The 15,858-nt window shown below is 38.6% G+C and carries 17 protein-coding genes and 3 tRNA genes; 9 read left to right on the forward strand and 11 right to left on the reverse strand.

Annotation, left to right across the window (positions count from 1 at the left end; all coding sequences use genetic code 11):
• Positions 1–46 precede the first annotated feature (46 nt).
• The 6 genes from EHQ52_RS05380 to EHQ52_RS05405 form a co-directional block, all read right to left on the reverse strand.
• Positions 47–529: a hypothetical protein gene (locus EHQ52_RS05380; RefSeq protein WP_135614232.1), complete on the reverse strand. Its 483-nt coding sequence runs from the start codon at positions 527–529 to the stop codon at positions 47–49.
• Between the two features lie 102 nt (positions 530–631).
• Positions 632–1,807, reverse strand: a complete 1,176-nt coding sequence (locus EHQ52_RS05385) for an Acg family FMN-binding oxidoreductase (protein WP_135614233.1) — start codon at positions 1,805–1,807, stop codon at positions 632–634.
• Between the two features lie 51 nt (positions 1,808–1,858).
• On the reverse strand, positions 1,859–2,320 hold the full coding sequence (locus EHQ52_RS05390) for an SAM-dependent methyltransferase (protein ID WP_135614234.1): 462 nt from the start codon (positions 2,318–2,320) through the stop codon (positions 1,859–1,861).
• Between the two features lie 139 nt (positions 2,321–2,459).
• Positions 2,460–3,050: a hypothetical protein gene (locus EHQ52_RS05395; protein ID WP_135614235.1), complete on the reverse strand. Its 591-nt coding sequence runs from the start codon at positions 3,048–3,050 to the stop codon at positions 2,460–2,462.
• 166 nt (positions 3,051–3,216) lie between these two features.
• Positions 3,217–3,873: a hypothetical protein gene (locus EHQ52_RS05400; protein ID WP_135614236.1), complete on the reverse strand. Its 657-nt coding sequence runs from the start codon at positions 3,871–3,873 to the stop codon at positions 3,217–3,219.
• A 52-nt stretch (positions 3,874–3,925) separates the two neighbouring features.
• Positions 3,926–4,654, reverse strand: a complete 729-nt coding sequence (locus tag EHQ52_RS05405) for a hypothetical protein (protein ID WP_135614237.1) — start codon at positions 4,652–4,654, stop codon at positions 3,926–3,928.
• 137 nt (positions 4,655–4,791) lie between these two features.
• On the opposite strand from EHQ52_RS05405, the gene sppA reads away from it, so the two are divergent.
• From sppA to EHQ52_RS05440, 7 genes are all read left to right on the forward strand, one after another.
• Positions 4,792–5,757, forward strand: coding sequence for a signal peptide peptidase SppA (sppA, locus tag EHQ52_RS05410; protein ID WP_135614238.1), 966 nt, complete (start codon positions 4,792–4,794; stop codon positions 5,755–5,757).
• A gap of 4 nt (positions 5,758–5,761) precedes the next feature.
• A complete protein-coding gene (locus EHQ52_RS05415) occupies positions 5,762–6,364 on the forward strand; it encodes a hypothetical protein (protein ID WP_135614239.1) in 603 nt (200 codons plus the stop codon).
• A gap of 10 nt (positions 6,365–6,374) precedes the next feature.
• Positions 6,375–7,127, forward strand: a complete 753-nt coding sequence (gene surE, locus EHQ52_RS05420; RefSeq protein ID WP_135614240.1) for a 5'/3'-nucleotidase SurE — start codon at positions 6,375–6,377, stop codon at positions 7,125–7,127.
• Positions 7,128–7,841: a tetratricopeptide repeat protein gene (locus tag EHQ52_RS05425; RefSeq protein ID WP_135614241.1), complete on the forward strand. Its 714-nt coding sequence runs from the start codon at positions 7,128–7,130 to the stop codon at positions 7,839–7,841.
• A 35-nt stretch (positions 7,842–7,876) separates the two neighbouring features.
• Positions 7,877–7,948: transfer RNA gene (locus EHQ52_RS05430), tRNA-Pro, on the forward strand.
• Positions 7,949–7,967: 19 nt separating this feature from the next.
• Positions 7,968–8,044 (forward strand) — tRNA-Arg (locus EHQ52_RS05435).
• A 6-nt stretch (positions 8,045–8,050) separates the two neighbouring features.
• Positions 8,051–8,126, forward strand: a tRNA-His gene (locus EHQ52_RS05440).
• 74 nt (positions 8,127–8,200) lie between these two features.
• Here EHQ52_RS05440 and EHQ52_RS05445 read toward each other — a convergent pair.
• The 3 genes from EHQ52_RS05445 to EHQ52_RS05455 all read right to left on the reverse strand — a co-directional run bounded on the left by EHQ52_RS05445 (position 8,201) and on the right by EHQ52_RS05455 (position 10,609).
• Complete coding sequence (locus EHQ52_RS05445; protein ID WP_135614242.1) at positions 8,201–9,109, reverse strand: bifunctional helix-turn-helix transcriptional regulator/GNAT family N-acetyltransferase; 909 nt, start codon at positions 9,107–9,109, stop codon at positions 8,201–8,203.
• An 82-nt stretch (positions 9,110–9,191) separates the two neighbouring features.
• Positions 9,192–9,995 carry a CPBP family intramembrane glutamic endopeptidase gene (locus EHQ52_RS05450; RefSeq protein ID WP_135614243.1) on the reverse strand — a complete coding sequence of 268 codons (804 nt, stop codon included), beginning with the start codon at positions 9,993–9,995 and terminating at the stop codon, positions 9,192–9,194.
• A 17-nt stretch (positions 9,996–10,012) separates the two neighbouring features.
• Entirely contained in the window at positions 10,013–10,609 is a 597-nt protein-coding gene (locus EHQ52_RS05455) for a hypothetical protein (RefSeq protein ID WP_244244800.1), read from the reverse strand.
• A gap of 137 nt (positions 10,610–10,746) precedes the next feature.
• Here EHQ52_RS05455 and EHQ52_RS05460 point away from each other — a divergent pair, with 137 nt between their 5' ends.
• Both EHQ52_RS05460 and trxA read left to right on the forward strand, forming a co-directional pair.
• Positions 10,747–11,658 carry a TIGR01777 family oxidoreductase gene (locus tag EHQ52_RS05460; protein ID WP_135614245.1) on the forward strand — a complete coding sequence of 304 codons (912 nt, stop codon included), beginning with the start codon at positions 10,747–10,749 and terminating at the stop codon, positions 11,656–11,658.
• Between the two features lie 83 nt (positions 11,659–11,741).
• Positions 11,742–12,047 carry a thioredoxin gene (gene trxA, locus EHQ52_RS05465; protein ID WP_135614246.1) on the forward strand — a complete coding sequence of 102 codons (306 nt, stop codon included), beginning with the start codon at positions 11,742–11,744 and terminating at the stop codon, positions 12,045–12,047.
• A gap of 197 nt (positions 12,048–12,244) precedes the next feature.
• On the opposite strand, the gene EHQ52_RS05470 is transcribed toward trxA, so the two are convergent.
• Positions 12,245–13,972, reverse strand: a complete 1,728-nt coding sequence (locus tag EHQ52_RS05470) for an acyl-CoA dehydrogenase family protein (RefSeq protein ID WP_135614247.1) — start codon at positions 13,970–13,972, stop codon at positions 12,245–12,247.
• 158 nt (positions 13,973–14,130) lie between these two features.
• Positions 14,131–15,852 carry an alpha-glucosidase gene (locus EHQ52_RS05475; protein ID WP_135615655.1) on the reverse strand — a complete coding sequence of 574 codons (1,722 nt, stop codon included), beginning with the start codon at positions 15,850–15,852 and terminating at the stop codon, positions 14,131–14,133.
• Positions 15,853–15,858: the final 6 nt, after the last annotated feature.

Genomic DNA, 15,858 nt, shown 5'->3' on the forward strand with positions numbered 1-15,858 from the left:
AAAAAATTCAGGCTAAATTTCGTCGCCTTGTGAGGAGAAAAAATTTCTATTTTTTTTCCTTTTTGGAGAAGGACCCAGACTTCCAAAATTTATAAACAGGCAAAAAACTGCCTAAAACAGGCAATAACATCAATATAGCATAGCTTCTGGAAAACAAACTTGCAGCCCCATTTTGGACCACATTCGTAGTGTCATACAAAGTCAGATCAGAATCGATCACTACACATAAATCGTAATTTTGTAATGTAGAATATACAAAATAAACAGGGATATAAGCGATATAAAAATACAAACAGACCAAGAATGGAAAGGTTACAATCGCCTGTCCTACCAAACCTCCAGAAGGGATCCCAAACCATATTAGAAAAAGGCAAAATATAGAAACTATAAAAGAAACTTGGGTGAATAATAGAAAAATACTATCATCACCTTGGATACAGGTTCCCGATTCTGCAAAAATGATGCATAACGGAACGAGTAAGAACAGAAGGTCCCCAAACCAAAATAGGATTTTCTTGAGTATATTCATTTATTTCGACAAAAATTCCTTTAGAGTGATCGCGTTATTATATTCCAAATTTTTAGATGAATACAAAAAGGTGATCACTTTTTTATCCGAGGAAACTTTTAATCATAAAATGAATTCTTTTGGATCTCTTCTCGGACTATAAAAATGATAATCACTTTTGCCCAAACGAACTAACATCTGGATCTTTTCCCCAGGTTTTAAAGAAGATTCAAATTCATTTCTAATAAGATCCATTTCGGGATATTCTTGCAATATCTGGCTCATTGGATGAAGAGAAAATCCATTTTTAGTGGAGGCCAAATGTAAACGAAGATAATCTCTTCCTGCTTGGACCCAATCAATGATCTCGTTATGATCCGTTTTCAGAAAAATAAATCCCTTAGAACTTTCTACCATCGAAGCAAACATATCCATTCCTGCTTTTTTATTTTCAGGTGAATGCCAGCTTTCTGTTCCATGTTTTAAGAAAAAATTTCGAGCGAAATAATATTTCAAACCGGAAGCTCCGTTTGCTCTTAAAGAAATACCATCCTTAAATTTTCCTATCTCTTCATCATTATAACGAAACCAAATCCTAGATTCTTCGTAGGTTCTATATGTATCTGTTTCCATTTGCATCGCAGCGATTAATTGTTTGCTCAATTTTTCTGAACCGGCTTTAGGAACAAATTTTAATTCCGAATACAGAACTGCAGATTCTTTACGGATCTTCTCAAAATCTTCCTGAGTTAGCTCTTCTCCTTCATATACACTTCTTCTAGTTACTCGTTCTGAAATAAATTCGGATAAAGGATTTCGGATAAGATCTTCCTGCTTATTTAAAACAATTTTAGCGATCGGTTTTTTGCCGATATCTGCAATTGTATATTTTCCTTCTGGAAAAAGAGAAACTTCTGCAGAATATCCAAGCACTTGAGTTCCTAAGCTTAAGTTTTCAAGAAAAGTACCTTGGCCGATATGGATCTGTCGAAAGGTAGGATCTGTATCTTTTAATAAACGTTTCTCATCCACATATAAAAGTGCAGAATGATCATTGATAATTTTAAATTTCCAAGGTTGGACATTATGTGGATTAGGAGCAGTGATCCCAATACGAATTGCCTTTAAGATCGGAGATAGATTTTCAGAAAGGAATTCGGGATCGAAAGGATTTTTTCTTTCATAATCATATCTCCCCTCGGAAGAACTTTTACAATATTGTAAAACTTGAGAAGTTGAAAGAATTACACCGAAACTAATACCGTATTTTAAAAATGTTTTTCGACTGATTGAAACCATGGCCGAAAAACCTAAGGGAAATTAAATCCTAGTCAATCTAATTCGAAGGAATTATTCCCAATAATTTATCATCAATTCTTTGGACCAATCCGGTTGAGAAATCCCAGACATAGGTAGGAATTCCCTCATTACAGGTTTAATATCCACAACAGGAGTTCCATCAATTGCATCCAAATATTTCACCAAAAGTTTTTTGCCGTCCCTTCTTAGGAGTTCTACAATTGTAGAGCCTATATGATTCGGCCGATTTTTCTTTCTTTGAGAAAAGATCCCAACCTTAGGCCATCTTTTGTTTTCTCTTGGATGCTCACTTCCCAGCACGGGTTCAGATCCGACAGCTTTATGAAAAATATAGATGATCTCCAAATGAGAGAATGTGTCGATCCCATCTAAAGACTCAGCTGGAATATTATCTTCTAACTCTATTTCGGAAACAATTTCCGCCCAGTAATCATCTTGGATCTCTGATCTTGAATTTGAGACCTTTGCGATCGGCCGAATCGTAAATTCCATAAAAGCCTCTTCCATCCTAAAAGATAATTTAGGAGACGAATTAAAATGTTCTTAGGCAAGAAATTAATAAGCGAAGTGATTTAAAATATGTGAGAAATGCAGAAACCGACCGGTAACATCGGCTCCGCGTTAGGTAGGCTTAGTTTTCGGCTTCAGGTTTTGCGTTTAAAAAATCCTTTAGTCGGTCTATATGGTCCTCATTCAACTGAAACGTCAATGGATAAGAGCCCATATATAAACGGATCTTCAGCGGTTTCCCTTGCAAGATATCTTGTTCGTCTTCATTTCTGAATAAGAACATTCCAGTTTGTTCCTTACTACTATAAGTACGGACAGAAGTTTTTGTTTGGGTATTGGCTGCTCCCGTATTAGAAGGAGGTTTCGAATAATCAACAAATCCTCCACTTGAGTTGGTAGGAACATTAGTATTAGCAGCACCAGTATTCAAATTGGGCGTGGTAGTCACAGTAGTAGTACTAACAGAAGTATTTGTAATCATCTGATTATTCGTATTTCCTACGATGAGCGGGACGATCCTATCTCCAATCTTTAAGAAACCCGATTTTTCGATCGGAGCATCTGACCCAGATCCATGATATGAATATCTGATAGAAGAGGAAATAGTCGTTTTGTCGGCCTTGATCTCTCGAGTAAAATCAAAGTAAAAAGGATGTTTTATGGAAGTTTCGTCCCCGTAAATATCCAACATAGATTCGTTGGATTCAATCATCAATCTCATCCTAATGATATGCGTATTCTTAAAATCATCCTTTATGATACGAATATTTCCGAAGCTCTGACACCCCGAAACGAATAGAACCAAAATCGAAAAGCCAGTTAGTATTAAAATTCGAAACAAGTTGATTCTCCAGTATATATATAAAACGAAATAACAGTCACTCCTGCTCCATTCCAGGTTTTGCTTTCAGAAATTTTTTTAGAGCTTCTAAATCATCTTCTGCAAAGGAAATTGTAATCGGCAAAGCACCCGAATAAAGTCTGATTGCGAAGTATTTAGAAGCCAATAATTCTACTTCTTGTTCTTTAGATAATAAAAATGTTCCAGTGAGTTCCTTATGAGTATTACTACTAGTACTCGTAGAAGTTTTAGTTTCTGTGGATGGACCTTTCCCAAAAGAACTAGTGGAACTAGAAAGACCTGAAGAATTATTCTTTGTCGTTGTAGTAGTCGTCACATTTGTATCATAAGTTGTCACAGAACGTGCATCTAGGTTTCCCAAAACCAAGGTAGTATCCTTGGTTCCTATCCTTACGAAACCACTCCTTTCCAACGGATAACTATCTGCAGGAGCGGTAACTGTAAATCTGGCTACTGTAGAATTTGATTTTGTCTCACCTATCTCTCTGGAAAAATCAAATATAGTAATATATCTTTCCCAAGTATCCCCGATCTCCTCGGCTGATACCTTTCTCATTTTCATTGTGACGATATGAGATTTTTTATAATCATCTTTTATGATGATCACTTTTCCGTAAGTAGTACAACCGACCAATGTAGCAAATAAAAGTAATACTGATAATTTTCTAAACAACTGCTTCTCCAATATATATAATTAAATTTTATAGATCAAAATATAGGGCTTTCTATTCCTTCTTCTCCATCTCAGGTCGAGCAAGCAGGAAATTTTTAAGATGTTTTGAATTTTCCTGATCAAACGAAAATGTCAAAGGATAAGATCCCATATATAAGCGAATACTAAAAGGTTTACCTTCCAAGATTGCTTGTTCATCTTCTCTTTTTAGCAAAAACATTCCAGACTGTTCTTTACCTGTGTGAGAGCTGACAGAAGTTCTAGTTTGAGTATTTCCTCGTCCTGAACCGGAAGATTGAACTTTGGTGAAATCCACAAATCCACCTTTTGCATTCATGATCGCATTTGTATTGTCAGAGCCTGTATTCGCAAAGTTAGTAGAAGTTGTGGTGGTAACGGAAGTATTCGTTACCAGTTGGCTATCCGAGTTGCCGATTATAAGAGGACTGATCTTATCTCCAATTTTTAAAAATCCAGTTTTTGCAATAGGAGCATCTCCTGTAGCACCATGATATGAAAATCTAATGGAAGTCGGGATTACCTTATTGTCAGGACCTATCTCCCGCGTAAGATCAAAATAGAAATAATATTTTAAAGAAGTAGGTGCGCCGAAATAATCCAAATATGGTTCGTTCGACAACATTAATAATTTCATCTTTATTATATGAGTATTTCTAAAATCGTCTTTAATAATATTTACATGCCCAAATCTGAAAGTCAGACATCCTTCGAAAAGTAGAGCAAAAACAAAGAGCCATACTAAGGTTAAAATCCTGAACAAATTCACACTCCCCTACCTATATTGATACACATATTAAACTTATCCCCTCGTCAAGAGAAACCAGCCAGCTCTCCCGAGCAAAACCGAAGCTCGCTATTTCATTGACAGGGGATCGGTACCGAGATCCACTCTAAATTGTGGACCGAAATCGTATCGCATTAGCAGTCACCTTTGTAGTCACCATTCTATCCCTATTCGTTGGGCTTATTAATTTAGTATCCAATGTTTCTTCTTCTAAACTTACAAAAATAGATTCAGGTTCCGGATTCGGGACAGACAGATTAGGGGCAGCCCTAATTAAGATAGAAGGAGAGATCCACTCCGGACATTCTAGTTATGATTCTGCGGGAGCTCAAACCATATTGGAACAACTGAGAGGAATCGAAGACGACTCCAATATCGTAGGTATCCTAGTTGAGATAAACTCACCAGGTGGATCGGTAGGTGCTTCTCAAGAGATCTATAAAGAGCTTATGTATCTCAGAAAAGAGAAAAACAAAAAGGTAGTAGTATCCATGAAAGACATCGCTGCCTCAGGTGGATATTATATAGCTTCTGCTTCTGACAAGATATTCGCGTTAGGCGGAACTTTAACAGGTTCAATTGGGGTGATTGCAATCGCTCCAAATATCAAAGGCCTATTAGAAAGATACGGAGTTAAGGTCCGTACTTTTAAAGAAGGAAAATATAAGGACTCACTTTCTCTATTCCGTGACAACACTCCGGAAGAAGATGCGATGATCCAAAAAATGCTCTCCGATACATACGAAGAATTTATAGAAGATGTAGCCAAAGGAAGAAATCAAACCGTAAAATTTGTAGAGGCGCTCGCAGAAGGAAGGATCTATTCCGGGCAGGACGCATTTAGGAACAAATTGGTAGATGATATCGGCGGAAGAAGAGAAGCATTGGCAGAACTTTCTAAACTTTGTAATTACGATGGAACTCTTCCATTATTCGAAGAAGAAGTAAACCCTTGGGATAAATTATTCCAACTTATGCAAGCAAAGTCGGGAGGATTTTTTGGAGGAGAAAAAGCATTTCTCCAAGAACTCAAACGTTCTCCAGTTTTAGTTTTATATCCTCATTCAATGGCATGGTAATCCTGTGTTGAAAGAATTATTCAGCAGATTTATAGATCTTTTAGATGCGGTTTTATTCGAGCCATATCGAGCGGAGAATGTAATTGCTTCCTGGGGAACCTATCCACTTCGAATAGTAGGTGTCATGGTCCTAATACTGGCTGCAATAAGTGCGGGAGCTGGTTATGTATTCATCACTCCTCCATTTACAGGCAGAAGTTTTGGACAATTTGCAATCGCAGCGATAATGCATTTTGGCTTCTTTCTACTTTTGCCCTATACAATTGCATTCATCGTAGACGGGTTCGCTCAATCCAGAGGAAAAAAGGGAAATGCAAATATCACTCTTAGATTTGTAAATCTTTCTCTTTCTCTTTTTATCTCTAATGCAGCTTGGGGGATACTTCTTGCGCAGTTAGGGATCAAAGGAGGATTCGGAGTGATTACTTTGTATTCAATCCATTATGGATTGTTTATGGCGGTTTTGATTCGTGGAACTTCTTACATCTATGATCTTAAGTTTAGGGATTCTTTTCGTATCAATATTATCACTTTTCTTATAACATTCTTCCTTCCTTTGGCGATGTATTCTGCGGTGATTACTTCGTTCAATCCTTCTCTTCAGTAAATTATATAATATGAATATTCTAATCACCAACGATGATGGGATCTCTTCCAACGGGATCCTTGCTTTGGAAAAAGTTTTAGGAAAAGAACATAATACCTATTTGGTCGCTCCTTTAAAAGAACGATCTGCAACTTCTATGGCGCTAAGTATTCATGACTCCCTGAGAGTGGAAAGAGTGAATGAAAACCATTATATTGTAGATGGATTTCCAGTGGACTGCGTGAATATAGGACTTCATGGAAACATCTTCCCTAAAATCGACTTGGTTCTTTCTGGTATCAACCGAGGAGTGAATATGGGACATGATGTTCATTATTCCGGAACAGTGGGAGCCGCAAGACATGGTGCTATCCATAATAAAAAAAGTGTGGCAGTCAGTTCCGGAAACTTGGACAAAAATTACGATTATATCAAAGAAGCAGAATTAGTCCGCGAAATTCTGAATTCGTGGATAGATGAATTTTTGCCGGGGATAGTTTATAATATAAATATTCCCGAAAAATTCGAGAGCTCACTTTCTTCTATAGAATTAGCTAAGCTGGGCAGAAGGACCTATGTGGATACTTATGAGTCCAAGCCGATCATCGGCGGGATCTCAGACTTCTTCTTAGGAGGCTCGGACCTGGGACATGTTCCTGAAGAAGGCGCCGATTTCGATATATTCTTCCGTGGAAAAATACCGATCACACCTTTAGGTTTGGATCAAACTTCTACTCTAGAATTAGAAGAATTTAGAAAAAGGATCCGGGTTAAATCGAAGTAAATGGAAAAGAAAACTTCCAGAAAAATCCCAGCCAAAAGACGGATTTTCACTGAAATTCTAAAAGAGAATTATACGATCGCGCTAACTTTGATCGATCGGGAAATGTCCGAAACCGGAAAAGATCCAGAATTACTTTATAATTTTGCAATATGTTGTTCCAGAACAGGAAACCACAAAAAATGCGTTTCAATTATCGATGAATTATTAGAGGAATTTCCTAAATTCTCTGAAAGAGATAACGCGTTCAGAATGATGATCTATTCTCTGATCCGGACTGGAGATTATAAAACTGCTCTGACAAAAACGGAAGAACGTCTCAAACTTTCACTGGATGATATTATTCTTCTTTCCTTAAAAGCGTCGGCTCTGGAAAAATCCGGAGACACGAAAGCAGCAATCGAGACTCACCTCAGAATTTTGAGATTGAGGCCGGAGCAAAAAAACAGCCTAAATTCGGTGGCGTATCTACTTTTAGAGGGAAAGGAACCAAACCCGGAAGAGCTAAAATTGGCAATGGAAAACATCAAACGAGCGCTGCAATTGGACCCGGACAATCCTGCTTATTTGGATTCCTTTGGAGTTCTGCTTTCCAAATTGGGAAAACAAGAAGAAGCCAGAAAGGCCTTCGAAAAAGCAATTACCAAAGCTCCAACCGAAGATATCATTTTAGAACACCTGAAAAAACTATCTCAAACAAATAGACAAGCGACTTGACACCTCGCCCTTCCGCGAAATCATGGACTTCGATCCGGGATGTAGCGCAGTGGTAGCGCATCTGTTTTGGGTACAGAGGGTCGCAGGTTCAAATCCTGTCATCCCGAATCCTTCTTTATCACACAAGACTCGGTAGCTCAGTTGGATAGAGCAACTGCCTTCTAAGCAGTGGGTCGGGGGTTCGAATCCCTCTCGGGTCACCAAACATGGTGGACGTAGCTCAGTTGGTAGAGCTCCAGATTGTGGTTCTGGCTGTCGCGGGTTCAAGCCCCGTCGTTCACCCCAGTTTTCTTCTAATCCAAAACAATCAAATCAACTATTACCAAAAATTTTACGGTGGCTTGAAGCGAGCCTGTTGTTCACCCCAATTTTCTTCCTAATTCCCATTTCTCTTCAATTAACCCTTTTTTCCAAATTTCATTCTGCTTAGATTCAGAACGAACAAAGCCGAAACGTTTGTATAAATTTCTCGCTGCATCCAAATTGCTAAGGGTCCAAAGAAAAACGGAAATATTTTTAGATTTTGCATAATCTACTGCAAGAGTTAGTAAATTTTTCCCTACCCCCAAATTCCTAAATTTAGGTTCCGTATAAAACCATCGGATCTGAGAAAGATTTTTTCCAGAATGAATGATCGAGATGGCACCCGCTATATTTCCATTCGATTCCGCTACCCAGACCTTATCAAATTCAGTTTTATTTTTTAGATATTCCGACATTCCAAGTATCAAATATTTTTCGAATGAATCATTGAACTTGTACTCATCTCGATACAATACGGCTTGTCTATGGATTATATAACCTAGATCTCCAATACTTGCCTCCCGATAGATCACTGGAGATACTGCCCTGGAAAGAACCCTTACTACAAAATTCATAGAAGAAACTAATTCGTTTTTATCGGGATCAGAACAATCTTTGAGCAAACCTGAAATTTGTGAATTCGAAGCTAAAATTAATTTAGATAAAACCTCTTTTCCTTTTTTAGTGAGTTCCAAATGAAGAATGCGAGAATCATCTCTACTTGGAGTTCTTTTTAAAATTCCCTTTTTCTCAAATTGTTGGATTGTTCTACTTAGATAACCTTTGTCCAAATTTAACAAACGAACCAATTGACCGGCGGTAATATCCTTAGAATGTCCGATCTCATATAATAATCGCGCTTCGGTTAGAGAATATTCGCTATTCAAAAAATGATTATTTAGAAGTCCTAAAGCGTTTGTATAGTATCTGTTGAATTCACGAATAGAATCTACATAATCTTTCATAAAAAAATACTATATTTAATAGTTGCCAAAAGCAACTATTAAATCCAAAAAATTTTGTGAAAAATCTTGGCGTAACCGACCTTTATTTCGCGAAAAACAAAACAATCCCTGCAATCGTAATATCCGCAAAGAAATGCACGAGTACCGGATAATAAATTCCCTTGCTCAAAATTCGAATTAATCCAGTCATCAAACCATAAATCCCAGCGAGCACAATTCCCACCCAACCTCTTGGAAATCCATACAAATGTAAAATCCCAAAACTGATTGCTTGGAAAAGAAGAGCCCAAAAAAGAGAAAGTCCCGCGGTCAATAAAGACTCAAACAAAATTCCCCTGAATAAAAACTCTTCTGCAATCGCGTTTATGATCGCAAAGCCAAGGCCCGCAGTAATCAGCAAAGGAATCTCTCCTTTTGGAAAATTCTCTTTGATATCACTGATATCAGGATCCAAAAGATAAAACCAAAGAAATAAAGCGATACTTGCTGATAGAACAAATAGAATAGAAAGTCCCAAAACTTGTTTGGAAACTTCTCCCTTTGGCCACCATCTCAATAGCTCAGCTTTGCGAATTTTTGAAAAAGCTAAAAAATAAAAAACTAAGGCAACAATTAGAGTTCCGGGCCAAAGATTTTTAGCATAAGGAAATACATTAATGAAAGTTAATGCACATAATGGAATATTTAAATAGAATAACGACTTCCATTTAAATTGAAATCCGATCAGTAAGAATAGAAACAGAAGGACCGGAACTACGAATAAGGCTCGAACTTCTTCAAAAACTGCAACGCTGAAGACAGTAATTGATAAAAAGATAAAGAAACTTTCACGGCTATTAGATTTGTATTCAGGTAAATCGATTCTGCCGGTTTCTGAAAAATTCATATCAATACTTTGAAAGTTTATTCAAAGAGTTGAATATCTTTAATACATGCATTAGGACCAATATTTTCGAATGTCCCTTGCACTGCCCAAATCCAAATTCCATTTGGATATTCTTTTTGAGGAACAGAACCCGCGTCCTTCTTCAAATAAACCGTAGCAATTTCAGATCCTGAAAAATCCAAAATGATAGAACTATATTCAGTATCATCAGGAAGTCTGGATTCTTTATCCACATTGATTGCTTCTCTTTCTAAAACTTTGAGAGAAAGAGGAGGAGTATTTTTAGAACAAGCGATTACTTTCAGACCTTTCCAATTAGTCGGAACATAAATCCCGGACTTCAGGCGATGAGAAAGTCTTAACTCTAAATCAAAATCCATCTTTAATGAAGAAGGTCTTAATTTTTTCCACTCGGTATCCAAATTTCCGTCGGCCAGATAAGGCGCCTGAGAAGAACGATCCACTAAATAAGAATCAGTGAAATCGAAACGTAAAAAAGGAGGTTCGGATTTATAGGATTCCAATTTGGAATTCGTGGTAGAATACAGATAATAATTAGAAAAAGCCAGCCCGGTTACGAAAACCAAAGCCCAAATTTTTGAAACAGCGTTCAATTTTAAAAAATCCACTCATTCAAGTATGTCGATTTCTTAACCCGGAATCAAGAAGGATTTCCTTTCTTCTTGTCGAAAGAAAACCGATTTCGAATCATGATCCCGGAAAGAAATTTCTTAGGAAGGCGGTTCTCGAAATGCTTATTGGAATTACCGGCGGCACGGGACTCATAGGATCCATGTTGGCGATCCGCTTAAAGGCAGAAGGACATAGAGTCCGAATTTTTAGCCGAAGCGGAAAATTGCCGCCCAGACTCCAAAGAATTTCAGAATGGGATGTTCGAATCGGATCTCTTCCTACCAGAGCAGATCTAGAAGGAGTAAACGTTCTAATCAATCTCGCAGGTGAACCAATTGCAGGAGTTCGTTGGACCCCAGAATACAAACAAAGAATTCGCTCTTCTCGCGTAGACTTCACAAGGGACCTTGTTGCAAGACTCACATCCATGGGAGAGTTCGCACCCAAAACATTTTTCAACTCTTCTGCAATTGGGATCTACGGATCTTATGATGCGGGAACTCCACCATTCGACGAGGATAGTCCTGTTTCAGATGATGAGTTAGGCAGCTTATGCAAAGATTGGGAAGAAGAAGCTTTAGAAGCAGAAAAAGCAGGTATCCGAACAATCCTTCTAAGAACAGGAGTTGTTCTAACCACTGAAGGTGGTGCACTTGCTACCATGCTTCCTGCATTCAAATTATTCGCAGGCGGCCCGATAGGAAGTGGAAACCAAATCCTTTCCTGGATACATATCGAAGACCAACTCTCTGCAATCATGTTCCTGATCAGAAAAGAAGAAGCAAAAGGAGCATTCAATCTTGTATCCCCTGAGCCTCTTTCCAATGAACAATTCAGTAAGGCACTTGCAAAAACTTTAGGACGCCCTTCATTCGCAAGAGTTCCATCTTTTGCACTCTCACTTGCATTGGGCGAAGGTGCCATCGTGGCAACTCACGGCCAAAGAGTGGTGCCAAAAAGGCTCCAAGAGCTGGGTTATAAATTCAGATACCCAAGTCTGGAATCTGCTCTTCGAAATTTACTAGGCTGACGTTTTTCGAAAAATTTTATAAACTTCTAAAAACGACTTCCCATCCGATTTAGAATGAGTCTAATCTTCGTATGGAAAACACAATGCCTGGTTCATTCAACGAACTTCTCAAAACACATGATAAACCCATCCTAGTAGATTTCTGGGCCGAATGGTGCGGCCCTTGTAAAATGGTAGCCCCTGAGCTGGAAAAATTTGCACAAGCTCACCCTGGGCAAGTCACCGTAGTAAAAGTCAATATAGATGAAAAACCTGAATTGGCTCAACAATACGGAGTTCAATCCATTCCGACTCTGATGTTATTCAAAGACGGACAAATCGCTGAGAAAGTGGTGGGAGCAATTCCACAGGCACAAATGGAGAAAGTTTTTGCCCCTAAGCTGGCTTAACTTTTTACAAACGCTACGGGAGGCAACTCGCAGCATTCGCGAGAACCTTCCGCAGCGATTCTTCTGGGCGACTCCTTCGCTTCGCTCGGACCGCGCTACTCCGGGCTACGCGTTCGCTCCGGTCCCGGCAAATCACATTCAATATCCTGAATATAATTCTTATCGGCCGTGACTTCCCCTGCGTATCGCTGTCGCGATTACCAATTCACGATCTCGTCTACTTCTTCTTGGTCTAAACGGAAAGATTCATAATCTCCGAAAGTTTTAGGAAGAGTCCTAAATAAGAAAGCTCCAAAACCTTTTGCAAAAGAATCGAATCTAGATTTTTTAGAACCTGATGTTCTATCAAAAACTGCCTGTTCTAAAAATTCAGAAAGAACCAAAGCACCGTAAGCTTGGTCGGAAAGATCTACTCTAAATGTTTCCTTCCATTCTCTAGGCTTTTCTTCTATATTCTTATTCCAATCTAATAGAAGATTTTCTCCTAATTCTGCAGCAGCCTTTAGTTCAGGGTATTTTTTAGCAGAGTCAAAATTTTTCTTTAATTCCGAGACAAAAGAATCTCTGATCTTAGCACGATTCATCGCGCCAAGTGCATGATCAGTAATGATCAAGTGAGTTCCTTCCCAGGTTTCGTTGATGATACAATCATTATGAAGTCTTGGCAAACAAGTGTAGTCTCCAATAATCCCTGAACCACCCAAAGCCATAATCGCTCTATGAGTGATCTGAGAAGAAAGTGAAGAAGATCTATATTTCATCAAGGGAGTGGAGATCTGTTCTGCTAAAATTCCTTTTTGAGACCAATCAATCCCTCGGAAAATTGGCATAACCAAACCGGCATATAAAATCCTCATCTCTGCAAGTTCTCTGGAATATGCAGAAAAATCTTGGATCTTCTTCCCATAAGCTGTTCTGTATCTGGAATATTCTCTTGCCTCCATGAACGCTCTTCTGGACATTCCAGAAGCTGCAAGACCAACGTGAACTCTGGAAGTTCGGATCACATAACGGATCAGGTTTGCAATTCCATGCGCAGGTCTTCCTAAAGCCTCTGCTTCCAGATCTTCGTATACGATCTCTACTGTGAGCTTACCCTTAGAACCTATAATATCTTTTTTTCTTAATATATGGTGACCGTTCAGTTCTCCATTGTCCTTGATCCTTGGGACCAGAAACAATCCGACTGTTTCGGTATCTTCTATCTTAGCTGTTGTGACCCAAAGATCTCCTGGATTAGAGCAGAACCATTTTTCTCCGTTTAAGATCCATTTTCCATCTTCTCCCTTGCGTGCGATCGTACGGTTGGCACCTACATTACTTCCACCAACTCTCTCGGTAACATACTGTCCCGCCATAAAATGAGAGAAGGAGCCCTTTCCTGCGACTAAAGGAAGATATTTCTTTTTCTGTTCTTCTGTTCCTATTCCCTGAAGAACTCGGATCATACCTTCAGTCATCGCTAAAGGACAGGTAACTCCTCCTTCTCCATTTTGATTGGCGAGATAAGTTAAAGCCTGTCTGTGAAGATCAGTAAAAGGAAATTTCCATTCATCATGAAAATCTAAATTAACAATTCCGTAATCATAGGAGATCTTTCTGGAGAGTTTTTGTTCGTGAGAATAAACGATCTGATCAATACGATTTCCTGTTCTATCGTATTTAACTACTTCTCCGTATTTACCTTCTTTATGAGAGGCCTCGGTGAGTTCGTCTAAGGTGCCGCCGACCAATTCTCCATAACCTTTGAGATGATCGACCATCGCTTTTTTATGATCCGGTTTATAATCGGAAGAATATCTTTCTACTACTCTCTGGAGGATCTTATCCTCTTCGTAAAAGTTTTTACCTCTATTTCCTTTGTAACCGGTTAAGTCATAAGAAGATAAACCTGGGTTCTCGGCTAAACGTAATGGATGATTCATAATATTTCCTTTTAAAGAACGGCGACCTGATACCACTATCATAAGCGAATACAACTCGACTACCAGAACTTTTTAGCTCAGAATACTATGCATCGAACATCGTTTGTTTGGAAGAAAAAGTATAGCAAAGGTTATAGAACTAGAAAAACAGGTTTTTCTTAATATTCTAAAACCAAACCTTCATAAGGTGCGATCTCGAATACTACTGGGATCTCCATCTTCTCAGGTTTTCTATGAGTAGAGATGAGTATCTGAGCGGTACGATTCGCATTCGCTACGATCTTTTTAGATTCATTCTCAAAGTTCAAAATGACCAGACATTTTTTCTTATCGAACTCTCTTGTATATTGTAGAACTCCAGGAGGAGAATCATAATCCAAGGCAAGAGTTCCTTTTTTCAGGATCTCATTCCCTTTTCTAAGCCATATTAGCTTTTTATAAAAATTTAATAAACTTTCGATTGATCTGGATTGAGTTTCTACGTTTACTGATTCGTATTTGGAAAAAACTGGAAGCCAAGGTTCTCCCTTGCTAAATCCACCGTTCACATCCCCAGACCAACACATAGGAAGCCTACAATTGTCCCGGCTTGGATATACCGGCCAATACCTGATCCCTACTGGATCTTGGATGCGGTTTTTAGGAACTCTTTCATCCATCATTCCGAGCTCTTCTCCGTAATATAAGAACGGAGTTCCTCTTAGAGTTAAGAGCATTAGAGCAGCTATCTTTGCTCTTGCAGTTGTCTCTTTACCTTTAGAATATCTAGTGATATGTCTGCGGAAATCATGATTACTTAATGTATAATTCGGCCAACCTTTGTCTCGGAGATACTTCTCCCATTCTTTGATCACGTCCCTGAATTTTTCGGCTTTCCAAGGAGTGTAAAAGAAAGCAAAGTTGAATGCTAGATGAAGTTCATCACCTTTAGCACCATAATAAGAAGCAGGAAGTGCGCTTGTGCCAGGAGGCTCCATCATCACTTCGCCCACGGACATTCTGTCTCCGTAAGAATCTAAAAGTTTTCGGAGATCTTTAAGAATATCATGCATCTCGGGACGATCACGATCATAAATATGATTTTGTTGATCGAAAGGTCTAGCGATCCATCTTTTGCGAGGGTTACTTCTTAATTCAGAATCTTTAACGAATAGATTTACAACATCTAAACGGAAACCATCCACTCCGAGATCTAACCAATTTTTGACCATGGAGAAGATTGCTTTTTTAACTTCTGGATTTCTCCAGTTCAAGTCAGGTTGTTCTGCTAAGAAAGAATGATAATAATACTGATCAGTGGTTTTATCTAGGGTCCATGCTCTTCCCCCAAAAGTACCCATCCAATTATTAGGAGGTTTTCCATTTATAGGATCTCTCCAAATATACCAATCTCTCTTAGGATTGTTTTTGGAAGATTTAGATTCTAAAAACCAAGGATGTTGGTGAGAAGTATGATTTGCAACCAGGTCCATGATGATCCTGATCTTACGTTTATGAGCTTCTTTTAATAAACGTTTGAATGTTTCCAAATTCCCGAATACAGGATCGATACTTTCGTAATCCGAAATATCGTATCCGAAATCATACATAGGGGAAGGATAAATAGGGGAAAGCCAGATGGCATCAATGCCGAGTGAGTTCGGAGTTCCGTCGTTTAGATAATCCAGTTTTTGGATAATACCTTCTAGGTCGCCGATCCCATCTCCGTTAGTATCATTAAAACTTCTTGGATAAATTTGGTAAACTACCGCGTTCTTCCACCAGTCCGCGTCTATCTTTTTGCCGCGGTTAGGTGTACTTGGCTTTTTGATCAGCCTGACAGATGTCGCGGTTTCTTTTTTTCTTTTAGAAGTGACTGTGGAACGATTGCCCGAATCCATACTGGG

The organism is Leptospira koniambonensis, assembly GCF_004769555.1.
In the GTDB taxonomy this organism is placed as follows: domain Bacteria; phylum Spirochaetota; class Leptospiria; order Leptospirales; family Leptospiraceae; genus Leptospira_B; species Leptospira_B koniambonensis.

Coding starts and splice junctions, on each gene's coding strand:
- EHQ52_RS05380 (WP_135614232.1), bottom strand. CDS start 529: ATGAATATACTCAAGAAAATCCTATTTTGGTTTGGGGACCTTCTGTTC.
- EHQ52_RS05385 (WP_135614233.1), bottom strand. CDS start 1,807: ATGGTTTCAATCAGTCGAAAAACATTTTTAAAATACGGTATTAGTTTC.
- EHQ52_RS05390 (WP_135614234.1), bottom strand. CDS start 2,320: ATGGAATTTACGATTCGGCCGATCGCAAAGGTCTCAAATTCAAGATCA.
- EHQ52_RS05395 (WP_135614235.1), bottom strand. CDS start 3,050: ATGATTGAATCCAACGAATCTATGTTGGATATTTACGGGGACGAAACT.
- surE (WP_135614240.1), top strand. CDS start 6,375: ATGAATATTCTAATCACCAACGATGATGGGATCTCTTCCAACGGGATC.
- EHQ52_RS05425 (WP_135614241.1), top strand. CDS start 7,128: ATGGAAAAGAAAACTTCCAGAAAAATCCCAGCCAAAAGACGGATTTTC.
- EHQ52_RS05445 (WP_135614242.1), bottom strand. CDS start 9,109: ATGAAAGATTATGTAGATTCTATTCGTGAATTCAACAGATACTATACA.
- EHQ52_RS05450 (WP_135614243.1), bottom strand. CDS start 9,995: ATGAATTTTTCAGAAACCGGCAGAATCGATTTACCTGAATACAAATCT.
- EHQ52_RS05460 (WP_135614245.1), top strand. CDS start 10,747: ATGCTTATTGGAATTACCGGCGGCACGGGACTCATAGGATCCATGTTG.
- trxA (WP_135614246.1), top strand. CDS start 11,742: ATGCCTGGTTCATTCAACGAACTTCTCAAAACACATGATAAACCCATC.
- EHQ52_RS05470 (WP_135614247.1), bottom strand. CDS start 13,972: ATGAATCATCCATTACGTTTAGCCGAGAACCCAGGTTTATCTTCTTAT.
- EHQ52_RS05475 (WP_135615655.1), bottom strand. CDS start 15,852: ATGGATTCGGGCAATCGTTCCACAGTCACTTCTAAAAGAAAAAAAGAA.